General features: G+C 68.2%; 25 protein-coding genes and 2 tRNA genes. 21 read left to right on the top strand and 6 right to left on the bottom strand.

All coding sequences use genetic code 11. The annotated features are described in order from the left end of the window. Nucleotides 1-23 precede the first annotated feature (23 nt). The 4 genes from ACFWMR_RS00345 to ACFWMR_RS00330 all read left to right on the top strand — a co-directional run bounded on the left by ACFWMR_RS00345 (nt 24) and on the right by ACFWMR_RS00330 (nt 2,923). Nucleotides 24-97, top strand: a tRNA-Ile gene (locus ACFWMR_RS00345). A gap of 353 nt (nt 98-450) precedes the next feature. After that, the gene (locus ACFWMR_RS00340; protein WP_093937671.1) at nt 451-639 is read left to right on the top strand and encodes a DLW-39 family protein; all 189 of its coding nucleotides are present in this window, start codon (nt 451-453) and stop codon (nt 637-639) included. Nucleotides 640-675: 36 nt separating this feature from the next. After that, a tRNA-Ala gene (locus tag ACFWMR_RS00335) sits at nt 676-748 on the top strand. Nucleotides 749-832: 84 nt separating this feature from the next. Further along, complete coding sequence (locus tag ACFWMR_RS00330; RefSeq protein WP_378375716.1) at nt 833-2,923, top strand: tyrosine-type recombinase/integrase; 2,091 nt, start codon at nt 833-835, stop codon at nt 2,921-2,923. A 20-nt stretch (nt 2,924-2,943) separates the two neighbouring features. Here the strand turns inward: ACFWMR_RS00330 and ACFWMR_RS00325 are convergent, their stop codons facing one another. Then, nucleotides 2,944-3,612, bottom strand: coding sequence for an HAD family hydrolase (locus tag ACFWMR_RS00325; protein ID WP_378375714.1), 669 nt, complete (start codon nt 3,610-3,612; stop codon nt 2,944-2,946). Further along, nucleotides 3,609-4,451: a GntR family transcriptional regulator gene (locus ACFWMR_RS00320; RefSeq protein ID WP_378375713.1), complete on the bottom strand. Its 843-nt coding sequence runs from the start codon at nt 4,449-4,451 to the stop codon at nt 3,609-3,611. The genes ACFWMR_RS00325 and ACFWMR_RS00320 overlap by 4 nt, the downstream gene beginning before the upstream one ends. Nucleotides 4,452-4,735: 284 nt before the next feature. On the opposite strand from ACFWMR_RS00320, the gene ACFWMR_RS00315 reads away from it, so the two are divergent. The 10 genes from ACFWMR_RS00315 to mobF all read left to right on the top strand — a co-directional run bounded on the left by ACFWMR_RS00315 (nt 4,736) and on the right by mobF (nt 16,905). Continuing rightward, entirely contained in the window at nt 4,736-5,005 is a 270-nt protein-coding gene (locus ACFWMR_RS00315) for a helix-turn-helix domain-containing protein (RefSeq protein WP_378375711.1), read from the top strand. Nucleotides 5,006-5,037: 32 nt separating this feature from the next. Further along, nucleotides 5,038-7,098: a type IV secretory system conjugative DNA transfer family protein gene (locus tag ACFWMR_RS00310; protein ID WP_378375709.1), complete on the top strand. Its 2,061-nt coding sequence runs from the start codon at nt 5,038-5,040 to the stop codon at nt 7,096-7,098. Then, nucleotides 7,095-7,379: a hypothetical protein gene (locus tag ACFWMR_RS00305; protein WP_378375707.1), complete on the top strand. Its 285-nt coding sequence runs from the start codon at nt 7,095-7,097 to the stop codon at nt 7,377-7,379. The genes ACFWMR_RS00310 and ACFWMR_RS00305 overlap by 4 nt, the downstream gene beginning before the upstream one ends. After that, nucleotides 7,376-7,753 carry an SsgA family sporulation/cell division regulator gene (locus ACFWMR_RS00300; RefSeq protein WP_378375705.1) on the top strand — a complete coding sequence of 126 codons (378 nt, stop codon included), beginning with the start codon at nt 7,376-7,378 and terminating at the stop codon, nt 7,751-7,753. Before ACFWMR_RS00305 ends, ACFWMR_RS00300 begins: the two co-directional genes overlap by 4 nt. After that, nucleotides 7,750-7,959 (top strand): hypothetical protein, encoded by a 210-nt coding sequence (locus tag ACFWMR_RS00295; protein ID WP_093939420.1) that lies wholly within the window; start codon nt 7,750-7,752, stop codon nt 7,957-7,959. The genes ACFWMR_RS00300 and ACFWMR_RS00295 overlap by 4 nt, the downstream gene beginning before the upstream one ends. Next, entirely contained in the window at nt 7,956-8,402 is a 447-nt protein-coding gene (locus ACFWMR_RS00290) for a hypothetical protein (RefSeq protein WP_378375703.1), read from the top strand. Before ACFWMR_RS00295 ends, ACFWMR_RS00290 begins: the two co-directional genes overlap by 4 nt. After that, on the top strand, nt 8,399-9,130 hold the full coding sequence (locus ACFWMR_RS00285) for a hypothetical protein (RefSeq protein WP_378375701.1): 732 nt from the start codon (nt 8,399-8,401) through the stop codon (nt 9,128-9,130). The genes ACFWMR_RS00290 and ACFWMR_RS00285 overlap by 4 nt, the downstream gene beginning before the upstream one ends. Further along, a complete protein-coding gene (locus tag ACFWMR_RS00280) occupies nt 9,127-11,130 on the top strand; it encodes a hypothetical protein (RefSeq protein ID WP_378375700.1) in 2,004 nt (667 codons plus the stop codon). Before ACFWMR_RS00285 ends, ACFWMR_RS00280 begins: the two co-directional genes overlap by 4 nt. Nucleotides 11,131-11,141: 11 nt before the next feature. Further along, complete coding sequence (locus tag ACFWMR_RS00275; RefSeq protein ID WP_378375698.1) at nt 11,142-12,167, top strand: DUF2637 domain-containing protein; 1,026 nt, start codon at nt 11,142-11,144, stop codon at nt 12,165-12,167. A 220-nt stretch (nt 12,168-12,387) separates the two neighbouring features. Further along, the gene (mobF, locus tag ACFWMR_RS00270; protein ID WP_378375696.1) at nt 12,388-16,905 is read left to right on the top strand and encodes a MobF family relaxase; all 4,518 of its coding nucleotides are present in this window, start codon (nt 12,388-12,390) and stop codon (nt 16,903-16,905) included. A 5-nt stretch (nt 16,906-16,910) separates the two neighbouring features. Here mobF and ACFWMR_RS00265 read toward each other — a convergent pair whose 3' ends face one another. Continuing rightward, nucleotides 16,911-17,327, bottom strand: coding sequence for a hypothetical protein (locus ACFWMR_RS00265; protein ID WP_378375694.1), 417 nt, complete (start codon nt 17,325-17,327; stop codon nt 16,911-16,913). A gap of 388 nt (nt 17,328-17,715) precedes the next feature. Between ACFWMR_RS00265 and ACFWMR_RS00260 the strand changes: the two genes are divergently transcribed. The 3 genes from ACFWMR_RS00260 (at nt 17,716) to ACFWMR_RS00250 (ending at nt 20,309) form a co-directional block, all read left to right on the top strand. After that, entirely contained in the window at nt 17,716-17,988 is a 273-nt protein-coding gene (locus ACFWMR_RS00260) for a hypothetical protein (protein ID WP_093939008.1), read from the top strand. Nucleotides 17,989-18,180: 192 nt separating this feature from the next. Beyond that, a complete protein-coding gene (locus ACFWMR_RS00255; protein WP_378375692.1) occupies nt 18,181-18,525 on the top strand; it encodes a hypothetical protein in 345 nt (114 codons plus the stop codon). After that, nucleotides 18,522-20,309: a DNA cytosine methyltransferase gene (locus ACFWMR_RS00250; RefSeq protein ID WP_378375691.1), complete on the top strand. Its 1,788-nt coding sequence runs from the start codon at nt 18,522-18,524 to the stop codon at nt 20,307-20,309. Before ACFWMR_RS00255 ends, ACFWMR_RS00250 begins: the two co-directional genes overlap by 4 nt. 71 nt (nt 20,310-20,380) lie before the next feature. On the opposite strand, the gene ACFWMR_RS00245 is transcribed toward ACFWMR_RS00250, so the two are convergent. The 3 genes from ACFWMR_RS00245 to ACFWMR_RS00235 form a co-directional block, all read right to left on the bottom strand. Then, on the bottom strand, nt 20,381-20,665 hold the full coding sequence (locus ACFWMR_RS00245) for a hypothetical protein (protein WP_378375689.1): 285 nt from the start codon (nt 20,663-20,665) through the stop codon (nt 20,381-20,383). A gap of 336 nt (nt 20,666-21,001) precedes the next feature. Next, nucleotides 21,002-21,298: a hypothetical protein gene (locus tag ACFWMR_RS00240; RefSeq protein WP_378375687.1), complete on the bottom strand. Its 297-nt coding sequence runs from the start codon at nt 21,296-21,298 to the stop codon at nt 21,002-21,004. 121 nt (nt 21,299-21,419) lie between these two features. Further along, nucleotides 21,420-21,788, bottom strand: coding sequence for a hypothetical protein (locus ACFWMR_RS00235; RefSeq protein WP_378375685.1), 369 nt, complete (start codon nt 21,786-21,788; stop codon nt 21,420-21,422). Nucleotides 21,789-22,871: 1,083 nt separating this feature from the next. Between ACFWMR_RS00235 and ACFWMR_RS00230 the strand changes: the two genes are divergently transcribed. The 4 genes from ACFWMR_RS00230 to ACFWMR_RS00215 all read left to right on the top strand — a co-directional run bounded on the left by ACFWMR_RS00230 (nt 22,872) and on the right by ACFWMR_RS00215 (nt 25,472). Then, the gene (locus ACFWMR_RS00230; RefSeq protein WP_378375684.1) at nt 22,872-23,420 is read left to right on the top strand and encodes a hypothetical protein; all 549 of its coding nucleotides are present in this window, start codon (nt 22,872-22,874) and stop codon (nt 23,418-23,420) included. 115 nt (nt 23,421-23,535) lie between these two features. Beyond that, nucleotides 23,536-23,907 carry a hypothetical protein gene (locus ACFWMR_RS00225; protein ID WP_378375682.1) on the top strand — a complete coding sequence of 124 codons (372 nt, stop codon included), beginning with the start codon at nt 23,536-23,538 and terminating at the stop codon, nt 23,905-23,907. An 8-nt stretch (nt 23,908-23,915) separates the two neighbouring features. After that, nucleotides 23,916-24,950 (top strand): hypothetical protein, encoded by a 1,035-nt coding sequence (locus ACFWMR_RS00220; protein ID WP_378375680.1) that lies wholly within the window; start codon nt 23,916-23,918, stop codon nt 24,948-24,950. A gap of 9 nt (nt 24,951-24,959) precedes the next feature. Next, entirely contained in the window at nt 24,960-25,472 is a 513-nt protein-coding gene (locus tag ACFWMR_RS00215; RefSeq protein ID WP_378275553.1) for a YbaB/EbfC family nucleoid-associated protein, read from the top strand. Nucleotides 25,473-25,630 lie beyond the last annotated feature (158 nt).

Below are 25,630 nucleotides of genomic sequence, written 5' to 3'. Positions count from 1 at the left end.
GTCCTGTAATCTTCTCCTCGTTCGGGCCCATAGCTCAGGCGGTTAGAGCGCTTCGCTGATAACGAAGAGGTCCCAGGTTCAAGTCCTGGTGGGCCCACCCGATTGCCCGGTCTGTGTTCGCGGAAAGCGCGAACCCGGATCGGGTGTTTTTCGTTTCTGGGGGTCGAACCCCCAGACCCCCGCCAGGAGGGGCTCCGCCCCCTGGACCCCCCGGCGTTGGGGTGCGTGGCGTAGTGACGTGCGGGTGGCGTTGGGCTTGGGCCCTGGCGGGCCCATCGCGGTGGGGAAGAGACGGCGGCTCGAAAGCGTTATGGCTGTGGCCCTGTCGGTTTTCTCTTCCCGGCAGGGTTCTTGGTTCCACGTGGAACGTGGGGGCCGAGGGGTTGCGGAGCCGGGTGCAGTAGCATCGGTGGGTAAGCGGAGCAACTCGGCAGGAAGAGGGGGCTTCTGATGAAGAAGCTGTTGGCACTCGCGGTCATCGCGGGCGGCGTGCTGTTCGTGATCAAGCGCAACAAGGCCGCCAAGGCCGAGGCCGACCTCTGGCGTGAGGCCACCGCGCCGACCGAGCGCCCGCTCGGCGCCGTTTCCACGAACGGAAGCGCCCCGACCAAGGCCGCGGACGCGTCCCGCAACAACTGATTCGGCGCAGGCGGTTATCATGATCGCCTGCGATCCGGGGCTGTAGCTCAATTGGTAGAGCACCGCCTTTGCAAGGCGGGGGTCAGGGGTTCGATTCCCCTCAGCTCCACAAGTTTTACCAGCGGTTTCACCGCTCCCGACGATCCCGAAGTTGATCAATGGGAGCCATGGTGGGTGCGGGTACGATCAATCCGTGGCCAAACAGGCGGCTAGCAAGGCCCGAGACCGCGGTTCTATCGAGCGCCGCGGCAACTCGCTGCGCATCAAGGTCTACGCCGGAATCGACCCGCTGACCGGCAAACGCCTCTATCTCACCGAGTCGACGACCGACGAGAAGGAAGCCAAGCGCATCCTCACCCGCCTGCTCGCCGAGGTCGACGAGGAGCGCCATGCGCGCAGCAACGGAACTCTCCGCGTCGCGATGGAGGACTGGCTCCGGATCGCCGAGCTGGGTGACGAAACCCGCGACACTTACGAGATGTACGCCCGCCGCTACATCTATCCCGCCTTCGGCGATCAGCCACTCGCGAAGATCCGCGTCCGGATGCTCGACGAGTTCTATGCCGACCTTCGCCGCTGCCGGATGCGATGTGACGGCCGCCCATTCCTGGAGCACCGCATCGACGGCCCGCACGAGTGCAGGACCGTGAAGCACAAACGTCCGCCAGGACGGCCGCCCGCCGGCGGCTACCCGCCGCACGACTGCGCGACCACCGGCTGCCGCGTCATCGAATGCCCGCCACACTCTTGCCGCCCGCTCGCCAAAGCAAGCGTCCTCAAAGTCCACTTCATGATCAGCGGCACTTTCTCCGCAGCCCAGCGATGGGAGTGGGTGAAGAGCAACCCTGCCGAACTGGCAGTCAAGCCGAGCGCGCCGAAGCCGGACCCCAAGCCGCCAACTCCCGAACAGGCTGCCGAAATCATCACCGCGGCCTGGGGACAGGACGACGTCTGGGGGACGCTGGTCTGGCTCGTCATGGTCACCGGCGTCCGCCGCAGTGAACTGGTCCGGATTCGCTGGCGCGACGTCCAATTCACCAACAAGATCCTTGCCGTGCACGAGACGAAGAGCGACCAGCCGCGGCGAATCTCGCTCGACGACGCCACAATCGAGGTTCTGCGCGATCTACGCGGTCATTACGAGGAGCGGATGCGCACGCTCGAAGTCGCATCGACGGACGATGCGTACCTGTTCTCCTATGCGCCAACGTTTGACCGGCCGTGCGACCGCTCCGCCATCACCCATCGCTACGCGCGGATGTGTGCCTCGATCGGGATCGACAGCCACCTGCACGCGCTGCGGCACTACTCGGCCACCGAGTTGATCCTCGCTGGCGTCGATATCCGTACAGTCGCTGGCCGACTTGGCCACGCCGACGGTGTCACGACCATGCGGGTGTACGCCGCCTGGGTCGCCGAGGCCGACAAGCGCGCGGCCGATATCCTCGGAGGTAGAATGAAGCGCCCGGGCCGCATGCAGGTTCATCCGGAAAACCTGTCCGTTGGCGTAGCGGTGCCGCACGACGTCAAGCGCGCAGTCTGTTCGCGGTGGCCAGTTCGCGGGGAGTCGTGGGCTTCAGCCGCGGAAGGCGAGTTCGCCGAACTGTGCCGCAGCTACGAAGCTAAACCGCAGAAGGTTTTAGCCGCCCGCTATGGGCTCGTTGTGTCGGTCGAAACACCCAGTGGGCTACTGATCATGAAGTCGACGCCTGATCCTGCTGGCGCTCTCCAGGCTCGCGCAGCGCAACGGCTCGCAATGCTCGGCGTGGCGCCGGTTGTCCACCAGGTCGTTGAGTCGACCGTTAGCACGTGGACAGTGATGGACCAGGTACAGCCAGGTACGAAGGACATTCGGTCTGCGTCGGTTGACGAACTCGCCGCCATCCTTCGTCCCCTTGCTGGGGCCTTGCAGTCTCAGGAGTTCCCTCCGATCTCCAACTGGCTGCGCGAGCGTCTACTCGGTGGTGACGTGCTGGACCTTCCGCCCGGCGCCGAGGCGGCGAGCGACGAAGAACGCGAGCGAGCCCTGCCGATCCTCGCTCAGCTCGTCGTAGACGAGTCGCGCTCCTTGTGTCATGGGGACCTTTCGTCTGGGAATGTGCTTCGCGGCGAACGCGGGCTGCTGTTGATCGATCCTCGTGCAGTTTCTGGAGACCGCGAGTACGACGCTGCTGTACTTGCTCTCAAGGCTGGTCGTCCGGTTGGCGAGCTGGCACGTCGACTTCAACTTGATGTTTCTCGTGCCGAGGCGTGGGGAGCTGTCGCCGTCGCAGCTCGTGTCTGAATTGGACAGTGGTGCGCGGTCTACAAAGGCGTGCGAACGTCCAACAAGTCGCTCATTGCCCCAATGATCGCGTCAGCCCCAAGGTGCTCGAACCGTTCGCGCTTGCCGACTTTATTTGCGTAGCCGACGGCGACGGCCCCTGCGGCCCGCGCGGCCTCGATGTCCGTAGCGGAATCACCAATCATGAGGCAATCGGTAACCGCACAACCCAGGATCGCGGCCGCGCGGTGGAGCAAATGAGGGTGAGGCTTCAGTAAGCTGGGGTCTGGATTGACCCTCGAAGACACACTGGCCACGAGGGAATCGAGACCGTGCTCCTCCAGGTAGGCATGCACCGCTGCGGCGGAATTGTTGCTCACGACGACCACCGGTCGGCCGGACTCGCTGAAATGTCGGAGTACTGCATCCGCGTCGGGAGTCGGCTCGGCGCGAAGTACCGCCATCTTCTCAAGTTGGGCGAGTTCCGCCTCTGCGCTGACGAGTTTTGTCGGTTCGTAGCGGGCGACGTAACCAAGTAGCTCGAATGGTTCCTGCGTCTCTGGCGCAGCATCGAGCCTGAGAGCAGTCCGTAACTCGTGAGCGACGGCCGCTGGAGTGAAGGTGCTGAAGACCGAGCAAACGGGTCCGTCAAAGTCGAGCAGAACGCTAGACGTCCGTGTTAGTGCAGCTACGAGCTGCTCGGAGGTCATGGCTGGTAGTCCCTGCCTACGGTGGTCCACAGGGAGTCGAACCACATCCGTGACTGCCGAGTAAACTGTGACGCGAGGCTGTCCTCGTCACCGTCTGCCGAGTAGTGGAACAGAATCGCGTCCTTGCCCATCAGGTCCCAGATCGCTGTCCGCTCACCGTCGAGCGCTACTTGGTGCTCTTGAACGGGGTAGTACCCGAAAAACGTCTCGCTGTTGTTGATTACGTACAGTTTGAACAGCGGCACAGCGGGGTTGACCCGCACATGTGCTTTCGCGTCCGGGACGAGGCCAAGGTCTGCAAGCTCACTCACCGCGTCCACGATCGCGAGCGTATGCCGCTCCATGATTCGGGTGGCCCGCGCACGGAAGGCGGGGCTGTCGGCGAGGTCGTCGACCTGGGCGGGCAACGTCCACGGTCGGCGCGGATCTGGCACGAGTAGCCGAATCGATAGCGAGTCGGGCCGGAGACGACCGTCACGGATCTTGTCCAGCGGCTCGGTGATGGCGCCGTGCAGCGTCTCACCGGAGAAGCCGGCGAAATCGACAGAGACCTCGGGTTGCTCGAAGGCGCGCTCAAGGTGAGACCGCAGGTCCACCGGTCGCTGAGTGCGCTCTCGGACATAGACGCCGCTGCCCTGCCGGGACACGACCAGACCTTCGTCGCGCAGTAGTCGGATGGCCGTCTGCACAGTCATCCGGGCAACGCCGAACTGCTGCGACAGCTCCGGGCCTGACGGCAGCTTCTCGCCCGGCTTGAACGTCTTCGTCAAGATCGCGGCGCGTAGTGCGTTCGCGACCTGCTGATAGGGCGGCCGAGGATCGTCCGGGTCGAGTTGCATGCAGCTCAGGGTACGACCTCTTTGCACATCCGAGCTAGCCAGCCTAGACAGGCAGTTGACATGGCTAGCCATGCTGGTTATCTTCAAACATGTCCAGCCAACCTAGACAAATTTGAGGGGTTGGGACACCGAAAGTAAACGGCCCGAGCGGGGGTGCCACCCCGCCCGGGCCTCGCATCGGACATTTGGAGACCCAGATGCAGGAACAAGCTACGACACAAGACGGGCAGACCGCTCGCGGCCAGACTCGTGAACTGCTTCGCGATATTGCGCTGCAGGCTGCGATGAGGAAGCGCACGGCTGGGGTGCCGACCTACACAGTGCCCGAGGCCGCGGCGCTGCTGAGTCTTTCCCAGGAGTACGTCTACCGCCTGATCCACGCCGACGCGTTCCCCGCACTCCAGCTTCGCCGTGGCGCAGGACAGGGCCGCTATGTCGTGCCAGCGAAAGCCGTCGAGCAGCTGCTCGACTTCGCCGCGAAGGCTGGCAACTGCGTTGACGTCGCCGAGTGGGTTGACGCTTGGCGTGCGACTTCGGCTGGAGGTGCGGCCTGATGCGCACGTTCGGGGCTCTTCTAACGGCAGTCGTGTTGACCGCGCTGGGGAATTTGCTGAGCGACTGGCACGTGAAGGCCGCGGTGGTGTGGCCGTGGTTCGTGGTCGCGGGCGTCGCGGCCGGCGTGTTCGGCCTGGCGGAGCTGGTGAAGGGGAACGCGGCACGGCTGGTGACGGTCGCGGCCGGGCTGACCGGCTTGTCGATCTGGTTCGCGGGCTGGGTTCCTGCCGAGACGCCGGGCTACGAGGTATGGCCATGGGGTCTGCTGTTCGGTGGCCCGGTTCTGGCCGTGGCGGCGTTTGTGGCTTTGCGTGGCCGGAATGGTTCGTCGGGGTTGATCGGGAAGTGGTCGCGGCGTTCGCGCCGCAATGGTGGTGTGGCGTCGCGGTGGCAGATCTGGCGGGTGGCGTCGAAGTCGGCGATGCGGCGTAAGGCGAAGGTGCTGAAGCCGGGGTTGAAGCGGGCGATGTGGTGGACCCGCCGCCGGGTGCCGGTGACCGAGTACGCGACGGCGGTGGCGCGGGTGGGGTTTCAGCGGATCTGGTCGCCGGTGGAGGACGTGACGTTGCGGCTGGGTGGGCCGCGGTCGGGGAAGACGGGGGAGCTGGCGTGCCGGATCCTCGACGCCCCGGGCGCCGTGATCGCCACCTCCACGCGGACGGACCTGATCGAGCTGACTGCGCAGCTGCGCGAGCAGCAGCACGGTCCGGTGTTCGTGTTCAACCCGTCGGGGTTGGGGAAGCTGGACTCGACGATCACGTTCGACCCGCTGGCCGGATGCTCGAACCCGGTGACCGCGACGCACCGCGCCGGCGATCTGCTGCCGGATGGGGGCAGTGACGAGCGGGAGCATTGGGTGTCGCAGGCCCGCCGCGCTTTGGCGACGCTGATGCACGCGGCCGCCCTCGGTGAGCTGGCCATGGTGGATGTGCAGTCGTGGGTGGCGGACCCGGAGGGTGCGGCGGATGAGGTGCTGCGGCTGTTGCGCCGATCCAGCGAGCCGGCGTTCGAGACCACGGCGCGGCAGTTCCTGACCACGAACGACCGCACGAGGTCGTCGATCACGACGACGATCATGCCCGCGCTGGGGTGGTTGACCGACCCGACCGCGCGGGCCGCGGCCACGGGTGGTGCGTTCGACGTCGCCGATCTGCTCGAACAGCGCGGCACCGTGTACATGCTCGGCGCCGAGGAAGGCCACACCGCCCCGCTGGTGGCGGCGCTGACGTCGCACATCGCCCGCGAGGCCCGCCGCATCGCGTCGGAATCCCCGGGTGGGCGGCTGGATCCGGCGTTGACGATGGTGCTGGATGAGGCGGCGCTGATCTGCCCGGTTCCGTTGGACAACTGGACCTCGGATATGGGTGGCCGCAACATCACCATCCACATCGGAGCTCAGTCGCGTGCGCAGCTGCGGAAGCGGTGGGGCGACACGGGGTGTGCGGCGATCCTGACGAACTCCTCGACCCTGCTGGTGCTGGCCAACCAGAAGGACCCGGACGACCTACAGGCGTATTCGCTGCTGACCTCGGATCGGCACGAGATGGTCGCCACCGAGGACGTCGACGGGCACGTCACCGGCCGGACGCCGCAGCGGGTTCCGGTGCTGTCGCCGGGGCAGATCTCGCAGCTGCCGGAGTTGCACGCGGTGATCGTGCGGCGGGGGATGCCCGCCGCGATCGGGACACTGCAGATGGCGTGGAAGCGCCGCGAGGTGAAAGCGATCGAGCGCCGCTGGCGTCACGCCGAGCTGATGATCCGCTGGGCCGACCGCCGCGAGCTATGGCTGACCAAGGCCGGGGCGTTCGTGGACATGCTCGCCGACCGCGTCGAGCCGTGGGTGGCTCGTGCGCAGGACTGGGCCGCCGAGCGTCGGGCCGCTCGTGTCGAGGCGGTCGTGCCGCCGCAGGCCGAGCACGAGGCCGGCGCGGTCCGGATCCAGGCGGTGCGCCTCGACGGCGACCCGACGCCTGCCGACGGCACCAGGTCAGCCGATCCGCTGGCCGCGCTGGACGCCGAGCTCGACGCGCACATCGCCGGTACGGGCGAGGTCCCGGGCGGCGATGAGCGCGGGGAGGGCCGGACGCGATGAACCCGAATCAGCCCTTCATGCCGGTCGACACGTTCCGGATCACCGGCGTGATCGAGCAGCTGGCCCGCGACTTCGCCACACACTCCGGCGAATCCCGGCGCCTGGTCGCGATGCTGGTGGAGATCATCGTGTGGCGCACGGTCAACGGCCAGACCACCGAGCAGATCACCGCGTTCCTCAACGCCCACATCGCGCCCGGCGTCCGCGACGACTTCGTCGACTGGGTCGTGTCCGAGACCGGCCGTCGCCTGAACTCCGTCCCGGGCGGTGACAGGCGATGACCGCGATCGAGTCGAGGTTGCACGCGTTGCTCAAAACTGGGCACGCGGTGGTGAACGCCCGCTACGACACGACCGAGCCCTACGCGGTCACGTTCGGATTCCCCGGCGCCGAGTGGGTGATCAGCAGGGAACTGCTCGCCGAGGCGCTGCACTGCGGACAGGCCGGGATCGGCGACGTCCGAGTCACCGCACCCGGCGACCTGATCACCGTCGGCCTGAGCACGCCCGAAGGTTCCGGCTGGGTGGTGTTCCGCCGTGACGATCTCGCCGAGCTCGTCGCCGCCACCTTCGATGCCGTCCGTCCCGGCACTGAGTCCGACGCGATCGACTGGTCCCAGGCGGCCGAGGTGTTCCCGGGGGTGAGCCTCCGATGAGCGCCCCCACGGCACCGCGGGTGTGGCTCGCCGCCGGCGTCGCCCACCGGCCCGCGCCGGACGACGCGCCGGTGGTGCGCGACGACCTGATGCACCTGTGGTTCCCCGGCGACGACGGGCACTGGCACACCGCCGACAACCGTCACCACGCCGCCTGGACCGAACTCCACGCCCGCTTCGACCTCGTTGAGGTGATCGACCGATGACGTCCACTCACCCTGTACTCCTTACCGATGTTCCGGCGACCATGATCGCCAGGGTTTCCGAGCTGTCGACGCTCGGTCGCCGCACCATGATCGACGACGAGGTCCAGGCGCTGCGGCCGCTCTTCGCGAGGTACGACGACACCGAAGAAGCCGTGATCGCGCTGCACGCGGTGTTCCTGCGCAAGGCCGCGATGATCTCCTGCCCGGATGACTTCGCCGTGCCCGCGGCCGTGCTGTTCGGACTCGGCCGCGCGCTGCGGCCGGGGTGCCGGATCGTGCCCGATGACGTGGTTCTCAACGTCCTCGCCCACACGATCCGCGCGGCACTGGCCGCCGCCGAAGACCGGGACACAGTCGACACCCGGCGGCACCTGGAACTGGCCCGGTCGTGGATGGCGCACGCCCACCTGGTCGCCGGTGTCGAGAGCGGCGGTGCCCGATGAGCGCCGACGAGAAGAAGGAACCCGAGTTCGCGACGTCGGCGGCGGTGGCCGGTCTGGCCCGTGAGGTCGAGGGCCTGAGGCTGACGATGGAGGCGGTGACCCCACTACCGGAGCGGGTGGAAGCCCTGCACGAGGTGGTCGAGCCGTTGCCGGAGCAGGTCACGAAGCTGGCCAAGGTCGTCAAGGCCCTGGTGGAGCAGCTCAACGACGAGGAACCCGGGACGAAGACCCGGCCCCTGTCGTGGCTCGACCTCGCGGACGGCGCGGACGCCGACGGCGCCGACGAGGCGCAGACGGTCCTGACGGAGCTGTCGTTGTGGCTGACGCGGGTGTATCTGCGCTACCACGGCGCCGAGCTCCCGGAGTGCTGGTGGTGGCACCCCGACGTGGTCGAGGAACTCGTCAGCCTGATGCGGTCGTGGCTCGCGGCCTACGTCGACCGGGACGCCACGGTGGCGCGGGCGGCGGACTGGCATGACCGGTACCGGCCGGGTGTGGTGAAGCGGATCAAGGCGGCGACCGGGAACTGTTCGCTGGAGAACCACCAGGACGGCGGCACCCTGTTCCTGCCCGGGTCGCGTGTTCCGTCCGGGACGGCGCTGGCGTCGATCGCCGCGTGGTGGGGGACCGCCCGCACCGAGACCGCGCCGGAGCCGGACGCCGAGGTCGTCGCGGACGCTCGTGCGGCCGAGGCCGCGCGCCGCCGCGTCGGAGGTGGTCGGCGATGACCGAGTGGATGGATCAGCTGACCCAGGCCGCGACCCGGCTGGCCGCGGAACGGCACCGCGATATCGCGTTCCTGCGCTCCACCGCCGCCGCCGGGGCCACCGACCCGGTGGTGCGGGCACGGTTGGAACGCGAAACCGCCGAGGCCACCGCCCTCGCCGACGGCTACGCCGCCCGGGCCGCCGAGCTGGCCGTCGGCAACGAGCCGTGGGAAGAGGCGGAGATCGCGCAGCAGGTCGAGCAAGCTCGTGTGGCCGCGACGTATGACGTGCTCGACGGACCTGGCGAGACCACGGAGCAGTTGCGGCGGCGGGAGATCGCCGACGCGACGATGCTCTCGTACCTGACGTGGCAGCGGGAAGGTGTTCCGCCGCAGGAGATCGCGCAGCGGCTGGAGCGGGTCTCGCCGATCGGTGCGAAGGCCGTCAGCGACTACGAGCAGCTTCTCGCCATCGGCTACGAGCCTGACGAGGCGCGGGCGATCGCCGCCGACACCGCCGCTCAGGACCCCGTCCCCACCGACGGCGCCGCCGAGGACGAGGCCGAAGTGGATCTGTTCGAGCCGGACGTGCCCGACCCCGTCGCCGCCGAGGTCGAGCAGCTGGCGTTCGACCACAACGACCGGGTCGGGCGGGACGCGGTGGCGATGTTCGAGAAGGCCCGCGAGGACGGGCGCAGCGAGGACGACGCCTCTGAGGAGGTGCTGGGTACCTTCCCTGTCGAGGACGTCCCGGTCGCCGACACCGCGCTCGGTCACTACCTGGAATACCGCCGGGACGGGTTCGAACCGACCACCGCCGCCGAGCTCGCCGCCCTGGTCGCCGCCGACGAGCTGACCCCTTTCGAGTTCGGACGCGAGCCCACGGTGGACGACACCGACGCCGCCGGCTTCGAGGACCCGGAGGTGGTGGTGATCGACCCGGACGAGCTGATGCCCGCCGGGGAGGCGATGCGGAACTACGACGTCGCCTCCGATGCGGTGGGTCGCTTCGCGCAGCTGCGCTCCGAGGGCTGGGACGACGACGCCGCGCACCGCCGCGCGGTCGAAGCCAGTGACGACGACCCCAGGCTCGCGAACGCGGCCGTCCTGTCCTACCGCAGCCAGCTCGCCGCCGGCCAGGACCACGAGGCGGCCCGCTCCGCGGCTGTCACCGACACCGCCGCCGAGTTCACCTCACGCATCAGCGCCGAGCAGGCCGACCAGGTCCGCGCCGCACTCACCTATCCCGCCGACGCCATCGAGCACACGGCGGACCACGACACCGGAGAAGGGTCCACTGTGGATGCCAACGAACGGGGAACCTCCGCACAGGCCGGGGACGCTGTCGCCGGTGAGTCCATGATGTTCGGGGCGTTCATGCCGGGGCAGGTGGTCCGGAGCCGGATCACCGGTGAGCTTTCGACCGTCACCGGTGACGCGGCGATGTGGGACCCGGCGTTCTACGCGCCTGCCGACGAGATCGAGGCACCCGAGGTTCCCGAGCAGGCCCCGAGACCGGGCAGCTGGATCGCCCGGAACCTGCCCGCGCGCGACGACTTGCCGCAGATGGACTTGCGGGCCGCGATCGAGGCTGTGGCCGAGCACAGCCGTGTCGAGGACGACTACCCGGGCTTGACCGCGCGCGACGCCGCCGCCACGGCCCGGGAACTGACCACGGAAGACATTTACGGCGGGATCGACAACCACGCGACCCGCGCCGCCTACCTCACCGTGCTCAACGCGTTCACCGAGGACATCGACCAAGCCCTCGGCGGGCTCGACGACACGGACGTCGTGCTGGGCCGCATCGACCAGGTCCTCGCCGACGAAGACGTCGAGTCGCCGTTGGCTGACCGGGTCGTCGAATGCGGGCACGCGGTCGAGGCAGCCGAGTCCGCGGTGCAGCACCACGAGAACACCGTCGCGGACACCGAACGCGCGGAGCGGTGTGCCCGCTGGAACGTCGAGGACGAGACCGATGAGGACGCCGCCGGCGACGTTGACGAGTGGGGGCGGGGATGAGCGTGGACGAGGTGACGACGCGTCGGGAGGAAGCCCGGGCGGACCGGGCCGCGGTCGCCGAGCAGCGCCGCGCGGACAAGGCCGCGGAGCGGGCGGAGGAGCGCGAGGACCAGCGGTTGGCGTTCGAGCAGCGCCGTGCGGCCGAGACTGCCAGGCAGGAAGCGCGGGCGGCGAAGAGCGCCGAGCGGAAAGCGGCTCGGATCCGGTTCGCGAAGATGCTGGTGGCGGCGAGCCGCAAGCATGCCCTGGATCTGTTGTTCGTGCCGGTGATCCTGGTTCCGGCGATCCTGGCGTGGTCGGCGATGGCCGAGTACGGCAAGCAGGTGTTCGGCCCGGTCGGGGTGCTGCTGCCGTTGTTCAGCGAGGCGGCGATGTGGGCGTTCGCCGCCGCGGTGACGATCGGGGTGCGCCGGGGCGAGCCGACCGGCTGGCTGAAGGCGGGGGTGTGGGTGTTCGCGGCTGTCGCGGCGGGCTTGAACTTCCTGCACGGCTACTCGACCGGACATCACTGGGACACCGGTGTGGTGATGGCCGTGGTGTCCATCGGCGGCGTGGTCGTCCACCAGTTGATCACCGCCCGCCCGGCGGCGAAGCGCGCGAAGACCGTTCCAGCGAACCGCCCGTCCACGGCGACCGTCCAGCCGGAGCCCGTCCAATCGGATCGGCCGTCGGCCGGGTCCGTCCAATCGGATCCTGTTCGGCCGGACCCGGTGGACGCGTCCAGTGCGTCCGTGGCGGGTGAACGTCCAGCCGGACAACCGGAATCTGTTCAGCCGGGCGAGGCGGAGGGACAGCCCGGTCGCGCGTCGTCGCCGGAGCGTCCAGTGGTGTCGGCGTCGTCGCCGAAGCGGGACCGGGCGTTGCACGAGGCCCGCAAGCACCAAGCGGTCCACGGCAGTCTCCCGACCGTCGACCAGCTCTCTGAAACCGCCCAGGTCTCCCGAGGCACCGCCGGAACCGTCCTCAAAGAACTTCGGGAACAGCCTCATCACCTTCACGTCATCACGAACCACAGCACCACCAAGGCCAACTCATGATCAGCAAGTCAGCCAGCAGCACATCACCACTTAGTAAGCCACCAACTCAGCCCAAGACACCCATTAGCCACTCACTCAGCAAGTACTCACCAACCAAGAAATCAGATGCACACCTATGCATCACGATCTGTCGGGCCGGTGCGCCCTGGCGGGCGCCCGGAACCGCGACCGCCGTTGTTGATCTTCAAAGCCTATTTGTTGATCTTGAAAGGTGGCCGGGATGCTGACGTTGTCGAACGGGTACTCGGTCTCCTACCTCACCGAAGAGGTCGCGAAAGGCCGCGAGAACTACTACACCGACGCGGTCGCCGAGGGCGAGCCGCCGGGCCGCTGGTACGGCGGCGGAGCCGAGAAACTCGGCCTCACGGGACTGGTCGACGAGCAGGACATGCGCGCGGTCTACGAGCAGTTCGTCGACCCCCGGGATGAGTTATTCAAGGATTCAGCGCGGTGGGCGGAGGCGTCCACTCTCGGCCACACCGGGCGGAACTATCCAACGGCGGACGAGTTGTACGCGGCCGCATTGGACAAGGAACCCGGGGCGACGGGTGAACGCCGCGAGGAGTTGCGGCTGGAGGCGAACAAGGCCGCGCGGAAGAACGTGGCCTTTCTGGACGCCACGTACAGCGTCCAGAAGTCCGTCACCGTTCTGCACACCGCGTTCGATGCGCAGCAGGTTCGCGCTGAACAGGCGGCTGGACAACTGAACGACGCGCTCGCCGCCGCCACGGCGGCGGGCGCGTCCCCGGCCGAACTCGCCGAAATCGGCCGCCAGCGCGACGACGCCCGCACCGCCGCTGCGTCGTGGCGGGCGCACCGCGACGCGGTCGAGGACGCGATCTGGGCCGGGAACCGCGCGGCGCTGGACTACCTGTCCGAGCACGCCGGGTACTCGCGAGTGGGGCATCACGGCGGGGCCGCCGGGAGGTTCATCGACGCCCACGACTTCGTCGTGGCGTCGTTCTTTCAGCACGATTCTCGTAACCACGATCCGCAGCTGCACATCCACAACGCGATCCTCAACCGTGTCGAAGGCGCCGATGGGCAGTGGCGCACGCTGGACGGCCGCGCGCTGTACGCGTACCGGGGCGCCGCGGCGGCGGTGGGAGAGCGCACCACCGAGGAACACCTCGCCAAGGCGCTCGGGATCCGATTCGCCGCACGGCCGGATGGGAAGTCCCGCGAGGTCGTCGGGATCGACCAGCAGGTGATGGATCTGTTCAGCTCCCGCCGCCGCGCGATCACGAAGAAGACCGCCGCCCTGGTCGAGACGTTCGAGGCGCGGTTCGGGCGGGAGCCGAACTCGCTGGAGCTGGACCGCTTGCAGCGGCAGGCCACGTTCGCCACGCGCAAGGCGAAGTCCCACGACGGCGAGACCACCGAGGCGCGCCTGGAGCGCTGGGACCGCGAGCTGCGCGCCGAGGTCGCCGACGGGCTCGCCGGCGTCGCCCGCGACGTCCTCAACCTCGACCACGGCCCGGGCGAAGCCGCCCAGTGGTCACCGGACGACGTGCTCAAGACCGCGTTGGCGGACGTTCAGTCCACCAAGTCGGGTTGGACCGCACCCGACCTGACGCGCGCGATCTCCGACGCGCTGCCGGACCACCTGGGCGACCTCGACGGCGCCCAGGTCGCCCGGCTGCTGGACACCCTCACCGCCGAAGGCGTGAAGCTCGCGACCCCACTCGCCACCGACCGCCCCGGCGTCGCCGTCCTGCCGGACGCGCTGAAGCTCGCGAACGGCGAATCTGCCTACGAGGGACCAGGCCGCCGCCTGTATGCGACGCCGGAGCACGTCCACACCGAACGCGCTCTCGCCGCGGCCACGGCCCGGGGCGGCGCCCCGGCGCTCGATGTGTCCGCAGTGGACGACTTCGTGTCGGCGCTCGCCGACGCGGGGATGGTGCTGGGCGCGGACCAGGCCGCCGCGGTGCGCGGCGTGCTGACCTCCGGCGCGGCGGTCGAGTCGCTGGTCGGCCCGGCCGGGACCGGGAAGTCCTTTGTGGTCGGCGCGCTCACGAAAGCCTGGGAGGACAACGACTTGTGGGGCGGCCAGTCCCGCCGTGTCGTGGGGTTGGCGTCGAGCCAGGTCGCCACCGACGTCCTCGCCGGCGAAGGGCTCACGGCGCGGAACATCGCCCGGTGGCTGGGCGTGCAGGCGAAGCTGGCCGAGGGCTCGACCCACCCCGAGCACGTCGAATGGGCGTTGAACCCCGGCGACCTGGTCGTGGTCGACGAGTCCGCCATGGCCAACACCGCCGACCTCGCCCGGATTCAGCACCATGTCGAGGCGGCGGGGGCGAAGCTGCTGCTGACCGGGGATCACCGGCAGCTGGCCGCCGTCGGTGCCGGGGGCGGCATGGACCTGATGGCGACCGCCGGGGCCGCGTACGAGCTGACCGAGGTCCGCCGGTTCCGCTCGGAGTGGGAGCGTGCGGCGTCGCTGCGGCTGCGCGACGGGGACGAGACGGTGCTCGGCGACTATCACAAGCAGGGCCGGATCCTCGACGGCGGAACCCGCGAACAGGCCGAGGCCACCGCCGGGAAAGCCTGGCTCGCGGATACCCTGGCGGGGAAGCACTCGATCCTGATCGTGGACACCAACGAGCAGGCCGCACACCTGTCCGCCGAACTGCGCAACGACCTCGTCCGGCTCGGCAAAGTCGCCGAGTCCGGGGTGCCTTTGGGGATGCAGGGCACCTACGCCGGCGTCGGGGACCTGGTCCAGGCCCGCTACAACGGCTGGCACCTCACCGGATTCGACGGCAACCCCGAGGCGCCGATCAACCGCAAGCAGTACCGCGTCCTCGACACCCGAGACGACGGCGGCCTCATCGTCGCCCGCGTCCTCGGGCGAGAGGACGGCGTCGGTGAAGTACTGGGGGAACGCATCACGCTGCCCGGCGCCTACGTGTCCGAGCACGTGGTGCTCGGCTACGCCTCGACCGTCCACAGCGCCCAGGGCCTCACCGTCGACACCTCGCACTCGGTGGTGACCGAGGCGACCGGCCAGGAAGCCCTCTACGTCGGGCTCACCCGAGGCCGCGAAGGCAACACCGCGCACGTCACCACAGCGACGGCCTATGAACTGGCGTCCCGGGTCGGCGAGGCCGATCAGCCGCACGGCGGGTTGATGGTGCAGGTGGATAGCCCGACCGGCGAGGTGGTCGACGTTGTGCGTAAGTCGCCGCTCGCGGTGCTCGCCGGCGCGTTCGAGGGCGCGGGTCCGCAACGGTCGGCGCTTCAGGAGGCGGCCGAGGCCGCCGCCGACAACGAGGCGATCCGCACCCCGGCGGAGCTTCTCGCCGACGCCACCGAGCTGGCCACCGCCGGACGCACGCAGCGCTGGCTCGACGAGCTGGTCGAGGAAGGGAAGCTGACGGAGAACCAGCGCGCGAGGATCGCCGCCGAGGACGGCGGCCCCACTCTCGCGCGGCTGCTGCGCCGCGCCGAGCTCGCCGGGCACGACCCACGCGAAGTCCTCGACCACGCCGTCACCGCCCGCACGCTGTCCGGGTCGCGGCAGCTGACGAACGTGATCCACCACCGCATCACCGACACCGTCACCCTCGACCCCGTCGGTGACTCCTACGCCGACTGGCTCCCGAAGGTCGACGACCCGCAATGGGCCACCTACCTGCGCACACTGGCCGACACCGCCGATCAGCGACGTCAGCTACTGGGCGACGAGCAGGCGAAGGAGCCCGAGCAGTGGGCGATCGAGGCGTTCGGCCCCGTTCCTGACGCTGCGGATGAGCGAGACGCGTGGATCGAGAAGGTCGGCGCGGTCGCGGCACACCGCGAGCTGACCGGACACGACGACCCCGAGACCGCGTTGGGTGCTGCCCCGAAGTCGGGGCAGGTCGAGGCGTACGCGTCGTGGCGCTCGGCCTGGCGCGTCCTTGGACGCCCGGAGTCCGGGCGGGATGAGCTGGAGATGTCCGACGGGCAGTTGCTGGTCCGGATGCGGGCGTGGGAGCGGGAGAAGGCGTGGGGGCCGGAGTTCGTCGGCCAGGAACTCGCCGGAACCCACCAGGCCCTAGACGCCCGCCGCCGGGACGCCGCGATGCGCCGCGCCGAGGCCGACGCCGTCGCTGACGAGGCCGAGCGGGAGCGGATGCTGCAGGAAGCGGCCGAGGCCGACGCGCTCGCCGACACCCTCGCCGCTCGCGCGGCGGAGCTGGAAGGCGCGGACGAGGCGCGGGCGCTGTGGTACGCCCACACCGCCGAAACCCGCGCAGCGGCCGACCGTGCCAGTGCGGAGATCTCCGCCCGCAACCTCGACACCACACCCGTCCCGCTGGTGACCTCGGACGAGTGGCTTCAGGCCCACCGGGAGCACATGGCCACCGAGGACGTCCACCGCGAGGTCACCGCCGACCACGACCTCACCGACGTGGCCCGGCAGCGCGCCGACGACGTCGACACCGCCACCGCGGCCGACGCCACGGACGGCGATGAGGTGGCCGAGGTCGAGGTGGCCGACGTCCGCGAGGTCGCGGCCGCCGAGGACCCGATCGTCGAGTCCGACGAGGTCCGGGTCCCCTCAGCCGAGGAGACCGCCGGATCGGTTGAGCTGGCGCAGCGCGCGTTGAAGGAGATCGCCGCCCGCCAGGCCGCCGAGGAACAGCACGCCGCAGAGGAGGCTCAAGCAGCGGAGCTGTACCGCCGCAACAGCGACGACGCCGCCGACGCGGCCGAGCTGGCCGACGCCGACGGCGCGGTCTACGGGCGATGAACAGGTCAGCCCTGGGAGTGGGCGGGAACGTCGAGCGGCGGAACACCGCTACGGCGCCACGCCCACTTCAGGGTGGCCACGACCGAGTCGAGCCATCCGGGGCGGCTTTCGAGGTACTGGGGAACCGGCCGGCGCCACAGCAGCCGCTCAGCCGCGAGTGTCTCGGCTTCGATGGTTTCCTCGTGTGCCAGCCCGAAACGACGGGTGACCGGTGCGTCGGCGAGCCGGGGTTGCTGGTTGACGCGGCGCACGGTGGCGCAGGCAAGCCAACGACAGGTCTGCGCGACACCGAAATAGGCCCAGTTCTTCGGATCAGCGTCGAGCGCGCGTTCCGCGGTCAGCCACAGGCGCGCGAACTCGACGACCGGGACCCGCACGTTGCCACGGGGGATCCGGTCGAAGTCGCGTCCGGTCAGCTCCATGGAATCCATGGTGACACGAGGTACCGACAGGAACTGTCCACCGACCGGGGCAATCCGCCGGCGCCGGTGCGCTTTCACCGATGACCGCCCTCTGCGGGCGGAACAAGGTCCGCGCAAGCGCGGCCTGTGTTTTTGAGCTTCGCAGCCCGGCTTAGCACGGCCCCAACCTCACGGTAAAGGGGCGCATTCCAAAAACTTTTCGAGCGCGAAAAGCGTGCGCTCAAAAACTTTTCGGCCTGACCCCTTGACCGCGAGCCTCTGGGGCCGCGCGGTGCGCCTCAAAGGGGCAGCGGCAAGCCGACGCCCCGCCCTACGGGCAGCGAAGAACGACCGGACCAGCGAGCAGCGCACAGATTTCAGCACCCGACCGCCAGAAAGGGAAACCGCAATGGATCTCACTACCGCGATCGACATGGTTCTCGCCCACTCGCGCGAAGAGGACCCCGACCAGGAACTGACCGACCGCGAAATCCTCGCGGAAATCCGTGGCTTCGACCACGCGGAAATCGACAGCTGGATCGAGTCCGAGGTCCTGGAGCCCGGCGAACGAGAGACCGCCTACCGCGCCGTGCTCGACGCCTCCGACGACGAGATCACCGCCAGCCGCACCACGCGCACCGCCACCCGCACCGAGACCGACGAGGACACCGACTGCCTCTGAGCCACACCAGGGATGCGGGGCCACACCGGTCCCGCATCCCCACCGCAGACAAAGGGGATCGTCATGGCAGCACAGGGAAAGAACAACCAGGAAGCTGGCGAGCTCGCGATGACGGGCGAGCAGTGGGCAGCAGGCCAAGACGCAGATCGCGGACTACCTCGACCAGGTGCTCAACGGCGAGGAGAACCAGCGATGACGAACCCGCCCGCCGAACTCGTGTGGACCGATGAGCGAGGGCTCTACCTGACCGAACACGACGACACCGTCTGGGCACTGGCTGCCCACAGCGTCCACCGCGGCAAAAGCGGCTGGTCCAGCACCGACGAATGGCACCTCCACCGGGCCTACCCCGATCCCGACAACGTGGGCTTGATCGCCGGGACGATCCCGCTCGACCACGGCCGCTGGATCGCATACCCCGGCCGCCGAAACCTGGACCGTGCGAAGCGGCTCGCCGGGTGGATCATCGCCAACCCCGGCGCCGCCGCCCGGATGACCCACCACGAGATCGTGCAGGCCGCTGGGGAGGAGGCATGAGCCGCACGGCCACGCACCGTCCTGCGAAGCGACGCCGGCGTTCCCGCCACGACGACCCGGTCGCGGTCGAGCTGTTCTCCGGGTTCGGGGGTTTGACGCAGGGGATCAAGCTGGCCGGGTTCGAGACGATCATGGCCGCGAACCACAACGAGTTCAAGGTCGAGGTGCACGAGGCGAACCACCCGGAGGCCGAGCACTGGATCGCGGACCTGGTCGATCCCGAGTCGGGGGACTACCACGACGCCCGCGACCTCCCGGCCGGTGACCTTCTCTCCGCCGGGGTGAGCTGCGTGAACCACTCGATCGCGAACACGGTCAAGGCGTATGAGCAGGGTCTGACGTTGTTCTCGATGACCGATCCGGAGTTCGAGGAGCGGGTGACCCGGTCCGAGCGGGACCGCGCGACCGCGAACTGCGTACTGCACTACGCCGCCGTGCACCACCCCCGGCTGATCCTCGTCGAGTGCACGACCGAGCTGACGTCGTGGGGACCGGCGATCCCGGGAAAGCCGAAGGTCGGCGACGGCTCCACGTACCGGTGGTGGCTCAAGCAGTTCGACACGCTCGGCTACGACCACAAGGTCATGTACTTGAACAGCATGTTCTTCGGGGTGCCGCAGTCCCGGGACCGCTACTACGCCGCGTTCTGGGACAAGACCCTGCCCGCGCCGGACCTGGAGCACCGTCCCGAGTCGTGGTGTGCGCGTTGCGATACGACCGTCGAAGCGGTGTGGTCCTGGAAAACCGGGGTCCCGCCCACCGGGTCCGTGCGCTACGGCAAGCAGTACAACTACCGGTGCCCGCGCTGCCGGGCCGAGGTGTTCCCGCCGATGACGCCGTCGATCGAAGCGCTCGACCTGACCAACCTCGGGACCCGCATCGGGGACAAGCCGGTCAAGAAGCAGCGGGACGGGTCGGTCGGGCCGCTCGCCGCGGCGACGATGGCCCGCGCGGAACGCTGCCGCCAGCGCTTCGGCGACTTCCCCGCCGTCCTGATGCCCGCGAAAGCCGTCCACGGCACGGAGAAACACCCGTGGCAGCCGATGGCGACGCAGACCAGCCAGCAGGAAACCGCGATCCTCTCGACGGGCGCGCTCATGGTCGCCGCCGGCAACACGTTCGAGCGGCCGGGCTCCGTCTGCCGCACCCGGGACCTGGGGCAGCCGCTGTGGGCGCAGACCGCGACCAACGGAACCGGTCTCCTCACGCCACCGGTCGCGGTCGCGACCGGGTCGGTAATCGCCGCGCACCGCCACAACGGCGACGGCCAGCACATCACCCGCCCGATGGACACCATGACCTCCACCCATGAGAAGGCGATGCTGCTCGCGATCGCGAACTTCCAGGGCGCGCCCCGTGGCGCGGATGTGCCGTTGCCGACGCAGGCGGGGTCGGAGACGCTCGGCATGGTGTCGGCTGGGATCGTGCCGTTCCGGCAGAACACGGTCCCGACCACGCACGCCGAGTCCATGCCCACCGTCACCTCCGACCAGATCCCCGGCCTGCTCACCGCCGCAGGAGCCACCCAGCTGGCCGCCGAATGGCGCGCCACGCTCGCCGAGCTCACACTCGACGACTGCTACTTCCGGATGCTCGGCAAACACGAGATCGGCCGCGGCTGCGGCTTCGACGTCGACTTCCCCGGCTACCAGGGCACGTTCGTCGTGTGGGGCACCGCCCGCGCCCAAACCGACGGATTCGGCAACGCCGTATCCCCGGCCGTCGGCGCCTGGATCGGCGCCCGACTCCGCGCCGTCCTCAACACCCCCGAAGCGATCGCCTGAACGGCGAACGCTGGCATACGTAGAAGGATCCCGTCATGATGACGGGGTCCTTCTACGTATGAGCTGGTTCGTCAGGGTTTGCCGAGGCGGACCAGGCCGAGGTCAACGGTGGCGTTGAGCAGCCACATCACGCCCGCGATGACGGTGAGGATAGCCAGCAGCCGGATCGTGGCCGGCCACGATCCGAGGATCTGCCCGGCGAGCTGGAACAGGGCTCGCCGTTCGGCGCCTGTCTCCTCACGCTCGCCGACCGGCGGATTCGGCCCCGGTACTGCCACGTGCTGTTCGTCGTCGCGTGGGACTGTCGTTCCGTCGTTGCGGGCTCGCAAGATTTCCCGCGGGGGATCTATCGTCATGGTGTTCCGTTCTCACGTGTTCCTGCTGGAAGCGAGACACCATCGGACGGGACAGCTACTGGGGGCGGCCTCTCGGATCAGGAGAGGCCGCCCCCGCTTTGCGGCCGATGGTGCTCACGAACGAACCTATGAGAACGCGATCGACCTGAAAACCGACGTTCGGCGTCCGGCCGCTCCGTGCAGCGAACGCGCGGCAGTCCGACATGCCGAGCCGAAACCGCACGCCCGCCCAGCGTTTTCTACATGCGATGAGCGGCTTCGCGGTCGCGGTGAAAGACTCCTCGCGGCACGATCACGCTGCGTTCACCGCGCCCGCGGCGACGATCCTCAGAGGATCTACACGTCGCGGCGACGGAGAGCGTCCGAGACGACCCATTGGGCGTTCCGGGTTCCGCCGCGGTCAAGGTCGCCGATCGTGAAGACCACCCAGCCGACCCAGTGTCCGGTGGTGGTCGCCTGCCACATTCCGAGGAACCCGGGAACCGTGGTCGTCAGGTCAAGCTCGTCCGGCAAGGTCGGACGGCACTCGCCGACCTGGTAGACCTTGCTCAAGTCGACCCACACCGGACGGCTCGGCCGCACCATGTGCAGGTACGGCGCACCAGGTGAGAACGTGTCGCCGGTATCGAGCATGTGTTCGATTATGCATCGGACGCGACCGGTCGCAGTAGTCGAGCTGTTCGCCGGTGAGGCGCGGCTGGCTTCGATGATCTGGCCGCCGAGATGGTCAATGACCGCAGTCTGGCCGGGTGCGTCAGCCCATGGTCAACGGAAACGCGTCTTGGCGGGTCCTGTTCCGCCAGCGCCCCCGCCACGTGACGACCACGACGTCCCCGGGGGTGCAATCGCTGACGTCGAGTTGTGCCCAGCTGAAACGGCTGAACGAACGTCCTTCCAACTCTGCGCGCAGGTCGGTGGCCTGAAGTGGCATCCGATGCGGAACGTGAACCTGGACGACAGTGACCTGTCTGCGCCATCCGATGTAGGTCAGCACCGCGACTCCTCCGGCTGCCGCAGACAAGCGCCAGGCCGCGCGCGGCCGGTTGACGTCCCACGCCAGGAACGCGAAGCACAGCGACGCGCTGGAGATGCCGATGCCGATCCACGGTGCTACGTCGCTCATCAGTGCAGCCTAAGGCCGTGACTCAGCGAACCAACGAGTCAGAACAGGAAGGAGCTGGACCGTATCGAGTGATGTAGCGAACTGGTGACTCTCTAACTGTTGCAACCGTGCAATGAAGCGTGGAGGGTGGCTTCTGGTTGCCGGGCGGAGGGCCAACTCCGCCCGGCAAACAGGAGTGCTACTTGAAGAAGTGGTGCATGATCGGGCTGATCAGAGGAATGAGCACGATGAGGAGCTTCAGATACTGCATGTGAAGCTCGCTGAAGTTGCGTCGGCCAGGGCTGTTACCCCTGGTTCGGCGCTTCTTTGGTCTTTCGGGGTGTTTGGGCAAAGCTGATCTCCAGTTGGAGGCGGGCCTCGGGGAGGCGTTGGTGCTCCGACGTGACCGGTCACGTCGGAGCGAAGGGCAACCCGTGCGTTGGGGCTTGTGCCCCTCGAACGGTTGGTCGAAATGTTGGAGCTTCTGCCTGGACCGGCGCAAGTTCACCTGGGGACCGGCCTGTGGATAACTTGTGGAAAACCTCCTTGAACTGGGCACAGGGCGAGCAGAAGCTGTTCACACCTTGGGGGCAACTTTCGGCGGCGACCTAAAGTCCCTGCTCAGGGCCTATGGGCAACCTGTGGAGAACTTTTCCGAACTTTATTCGGCGTGTCGGGCAAAACCTGCCCTTCGGCGTGTCGCGAAGAGTGACGACGGTGGTCCACCAAGAAGCAGTGCCCAGCGTCGATGGTAAGAACCGTGGTCGGGCCACCGCCGGAGGCGACGCGGCGTCGTCGTGTTCCCAGTCTGCGTCCCGCACGTCGCGCCGCGGCGACGTAGTTGATCAATGGGGTCCACGGTGGGTGCGAACCACGTCCGGGAGCATCCGCATATGCCAGTCCAGACAGGCCCTGGTTCAGGTTGACCAGCGGCAGACGCCCCAGATGCCTCCGACCAGCACTTTTGCAAGGCGGGGGTCAGGGGTTCGATTCCCCTCAGCTCCACGCACGACAACGGCTTGGCCCGAGGATTTCCTCAGGCCAAGCCGTCGTCATTTCCCGGAATCGGCACTCAACCGATCCTTCCGAGCGTAATCTCCTCTCGTGGAGGAGTTCCCGGATCCATCCGGTCCGCCTTACCCGTACGAGTACCCGCTGCCTGAGCAGGCAGAGGCCGAGCATCGGCGCGCCGCGGAGTACTTTCAGCGCAAGCTCGAATACTGGGAAAGCGCTCACACGGGTCCTGCCCAGGTATGCGTGTTCCTGATCGCCCTGTGGGCGGCCACTGATGACGATTACCTGTCCGGGTCGGCTCTGGTCATCTGTTTGATCATCGGCATCGTGTTGCAGCTGGCCCTGAGCTACCGGGTCATGGTGCTGTCCCACGAGAAGGACAAACACGCGAACCTGCTGAAGGCATACGGTGTCCTGCCGCCGGCCACCGCCAAAGCGGCGCTGGCCACACAGTCGAAAGACTTCGACAGGATGCACGAACTCCAGGGCAAACCCCTTGCCCGCGAAGAGACGGCGCCTCAGCCGACACCACGAAAGCCGAAGCAAAGCCTCTATGACGAGCCGCCCCGAAACGGGAATCCGTACAGCGGGGTGATCCGGCTCAGCCCGCCTCGGTCGCGTCCCGAAATCGAGCGGTAGAAGAGCCGCCTCGCGTGGTGACGTTCGTCACCCGGCCCGGATCACGAAGTCGCGCTCTCAGCCAAGTCAACGCTGCTTACATGGGGGTGGAATCACGGGATAGCGAGGTGACGACATGGTCGATTTCGAAACAGACCTCGACGATCTCAGGGCGTCGAGCAAAGAGCTGGGAAAAGCCGCTGACATCGTCAGCACCGTCCACGCGGGGGTGCAGGGACAGGACGTGCCCGCCCCCGACCCGATCACGGGCGGCTTCCTCCCCGGCATGTTCGCGCCGGACACCGCCTTCGGGAAGTCCTTGGGCATGCGCGGGGTTTCGGCGGCCTACGAGGAACACCGCGCGGCCGTCGAGAAGATGCTCGCGAAGCTGCACAGCAGCACGCAGGACGCCAGCCAAGCGCTGGCGCGGGTCGCCGAGCTGTACGAATCCGTCAACGAGGAGAACCGGCAGCGAGTGAACCGCGCCGCGTACGGGGAACAGGGGTAGCGGCGGGCATGGACGGATACTTCAACGCGCTGGACGCGGAAACCACCTCCGAAGGCGTCAGCAACGAAGAACTTCTCGAGGGAATCTCCGAGGACCTCAAAGTCGGGGCCGAAAAAGCCTTCCTGGCGCTGGACCTCCTTTTCTCGCCGTTCCCCGGCTTCGAACTCGATCTCGGTGGCCCGCGCAAAGAGGAGGTCCGCGACTTCTTCCTCGAGTTCTCCGAGGCTGAACTGGTCGGGAACAACAGCCTGCAGGTCATGATCGAGGCGTACGAACGTATCTGGAACGCCTTCGGGGACACGAAAACGTCGCTCGACCGCTCGCTGGTCCTGCTTCTCAAATGGCGCGGCGAAGGGGCGGAGAGCGCCAAGAGCTACATCCAGGGGCTGGTCAACACCTACACCAGGGTGGGCACCAAACTCACCGTGCTGGAAGCCGACATCGTGGCCGCGCGTGACGCCATCGCGTCCGCGCGACACGACTTGACCCAGCTTTCCGAGGCCCTCCTGGCCGCCGCGAAAAAGTACCGGGACGACCAGGAACGCCAAGACGAATCCGCTCTGTTCAAGGCGCTGGCGGCGGGGTTCGCCGCCGCTGTCGGAGTCTTGCTCGTGGCGGCCGCCCCCGCGACCGGCGGTCTCACCGCGGCGACGTTCTTCACCACCGCGAACGCCATCCAGTTCGCCGGGGCCACGGCCGGGGCGGGGATCTCCACCTACGCCAGCGAGCAGTCCGCGGTCTTCGGGGACAGCCCTGAAACCCTCTACACCAGCTACAAAGATTCCGTGGACAGCGTCCGGGAAAGCATGTACCGGGCGTCGGAGGCGCTGATCTCGAAGATCAATGCCGAGATCAACGGCCTTCCGGCCATCCCCGAGCCGCCGGATGTCAGCCCGGGCGACACCTTCGACCCCAGCAACTTCGAAACGGAGAAGACCGACAAGGGGACGGAAAAGCGGGTCCGGGACAAGAACGTCGACATCTCGAACGACGGCAAGATCGAGCAGCCGCCGATGGAACTGTCACCACTGCCCACCGACTGACGGAGGATCGTGGCTGACAAACCGGAGCCCAAGAAACCGCCCGCCGACAGGCAGGCGATGCTCGAGGCATTGGCCGCCCTTTCGGTGGACGCGTCCTCGCCGGACGGCGCCGTCTCCGTCTCGGTCAACACCGACGGCGTGATGACGCGGCTCAGAGTCGGTGACTCCGCGGCGCGGATGTCGCCCGCCGAGATCGCGGACGCGGTCATGCGGACCTACCAGGAAGCGCAGCAAGGATCCGCGAAACGCAGTGCGGAACTGATGGCGCCGATCGGCAACGCCGGGTACATCACCGACAGGCTCCGCTGGCGGCTCGGGTTCACGCCGTCGTACCAGGACACTGGTATGACGGCTTCCCCCGTGCCGCCCGCGTCGCGCCGGGCACCGGCGGACACGGAGAACGTCGTGCTCAAGGACCGTTCGGAAGAACCGGCCGGGCCCGACCTCGACGAGCAGCCCGCACCGGCGGAATCCGACGACCAGTACTACGAGCAAGGCCTGCGATACAACCCTTCCTGGTAGTACGGGCTTGCGCTCAACCGCGCTTCAGCTCGCACCCTGGTCCGGCGGGCGCCATACCGGGGCCGCGCGGCCGCCGGGGGTTTGGGGGGGATGGAACAACCCGGGTCCGAGGGGGAGGACCGGGAGGCGGTTGGGGGCGCGGCGGTGGACAGCCAGGA

Source organism: Amycolatopsis thailandensis, from assembly GCF_042723255.1.
GTDB classification, from domain to species: Bacteria; Actinomycetota; Actinomycetes; order Mycobacteriales; family Pseudonocardiaceae; genus Amycolatopsis; species Amycolatopsis thailandensis.
The sequence above is the reverse complement of the archived record's forward strand: the minus strand, read 5'-3'. Positions and strand labels throughout refer to the sequence as shown.

Coding starts and splice junctions, on each gene's coding strand:
- ACFWMR_RS00340 (WP_093937671.1), top strand. CDS start 451: ATGAAGAAGCTGTTGGCACTCGCGGTCATCGCGGGCGGCGTGCTGTTC.
- ACFWMR_RS00325 (WP_378375714.1), bottom strand. CDS start 3,612: ATGACCTCCGAGCAGCTCGTAGCTGCACTAACACGGACGTCTAGCGTT.
- ACFWMR_RS00320 (WP_378375713.1), bottom strand. CDS start 4,451: ATGCAACTCGACCCGGACGATCCTCGGCCGCCCTATCAGCAGGTCGCG.
- ACFWMR_RS00315 (WP_378375711.1), top strand. CDS start 4,736: ATGAGGAAGCGCACGGCTGGGGTGCCGACCTACACAGTGCCCGAGGCC.
- ACFWMR_RS00305 (WP_378375707.1), top strand. CDS start 7,095: ATGAACCCGAATCAGCCCTTCATGCCGGTCGACACGTTCCGGATCACC.
- ACFWMR_RS00300 (WP_378375705.1), top strand. CDS start 7,376: ATGACCGCGATCGAGTCGAGGTTGCACGCGTTGCTCAAAACTGGGCAC.
- ACFWMR_RS00295 (WP_093939420.1), top strand. CDS start 7,750: ATGAGCGCCCCCACGGCACCGCGGGTGTGGCTCGCCGCCGGCGTCGCC.
- ACFWMR_RS00290 (WP_378375703.1), top strand. CDS start 7,956: ATGACGTCCACTCACCCTGTACTCCTTACCGATGTTCCGGCGACCATG.
- ACFWMR_RS00285 (WP_378375701.1), top strand. CDS start 8,399: ATGAGCGCCGACGAGAAGAAGGAACCCGAGTTCGCGACGTCGGCGGCG.
- ACFWMR_RS00280 (WP_378375700.1), top strand. CDS start 9,127: ATGACCGAGTGGATGGATCAGCTGACCCAGGCCGCGACCCGGCTGGCC.
- mobF (WP_378375696.1), top strand. CDS start 12,388: ATGCTGACGTTGTCGAACGGGTACTCGGTCTCCTACCTCACCGAAGAG.
- ACFWMR_RS00265 (WP_378375694.1), bottom strand. CDS start 17,327: ATGGAGCTGACCGGACGCGACTTCGACCGGATCCCCCGTGGCAACGTG.
- ACFWMR_RS00260 (WP_093939008.1), top strand. CDS start 17,716: ATGGATCTCACTACCGCGATCGACATGGTTCTCGCCCACTCGCGCGAA.
- ACFWMR_RS00255 (WP_378375692.1), top strand. CDS start 18,181: ATGACGAACCCGCCCGCCGAACTCGTGTGGACCGATGAGCGAGGGCTC.
- ACFWMR_RS00250 (WP_378375691.1), top strand. CDS start 18,522: ATGAGCCGCACGGCCACGCACCGTCCTGCGAAGCGACGCCGGCGTTCC.
- ACFWMR_RS00245 (WP_378375689.1), bottom strand. CDS start 20,665: ATGACGATAGATCCCCCGCGGGAAATCTTGCGAGCCCGCAACGACGGA.
- ACFWMR_RS00240 (WP_378375687.1), bottom strand. CDS start 21,298: ATGCTCGATACCGGCGACACGTTCTCACCTGGTGCGCCGTACCTGCAC.
- ACFWMR_RS00235 (WP_378375685.1), bottom strand. CDS start 21,788: ATGAGCGACGTAGCACCGTGGATCGGCATCGGCATCTCCAGCGCGTCG.
- ACFWMR_RS00225 (WP_378375682.1), top strand. CDS start 23,536: ATGGTCGATTTCGAAACAGACCTCGACGATCTCAGGGCGTCGAGCAAA.
- ACFWMR_RS00220 (WP_378375680.1), top strand. CDS start 23,916: ATGGACGGATACTTCAACGCGCTGGACGCGGAAACCACCTCCGAAGGC.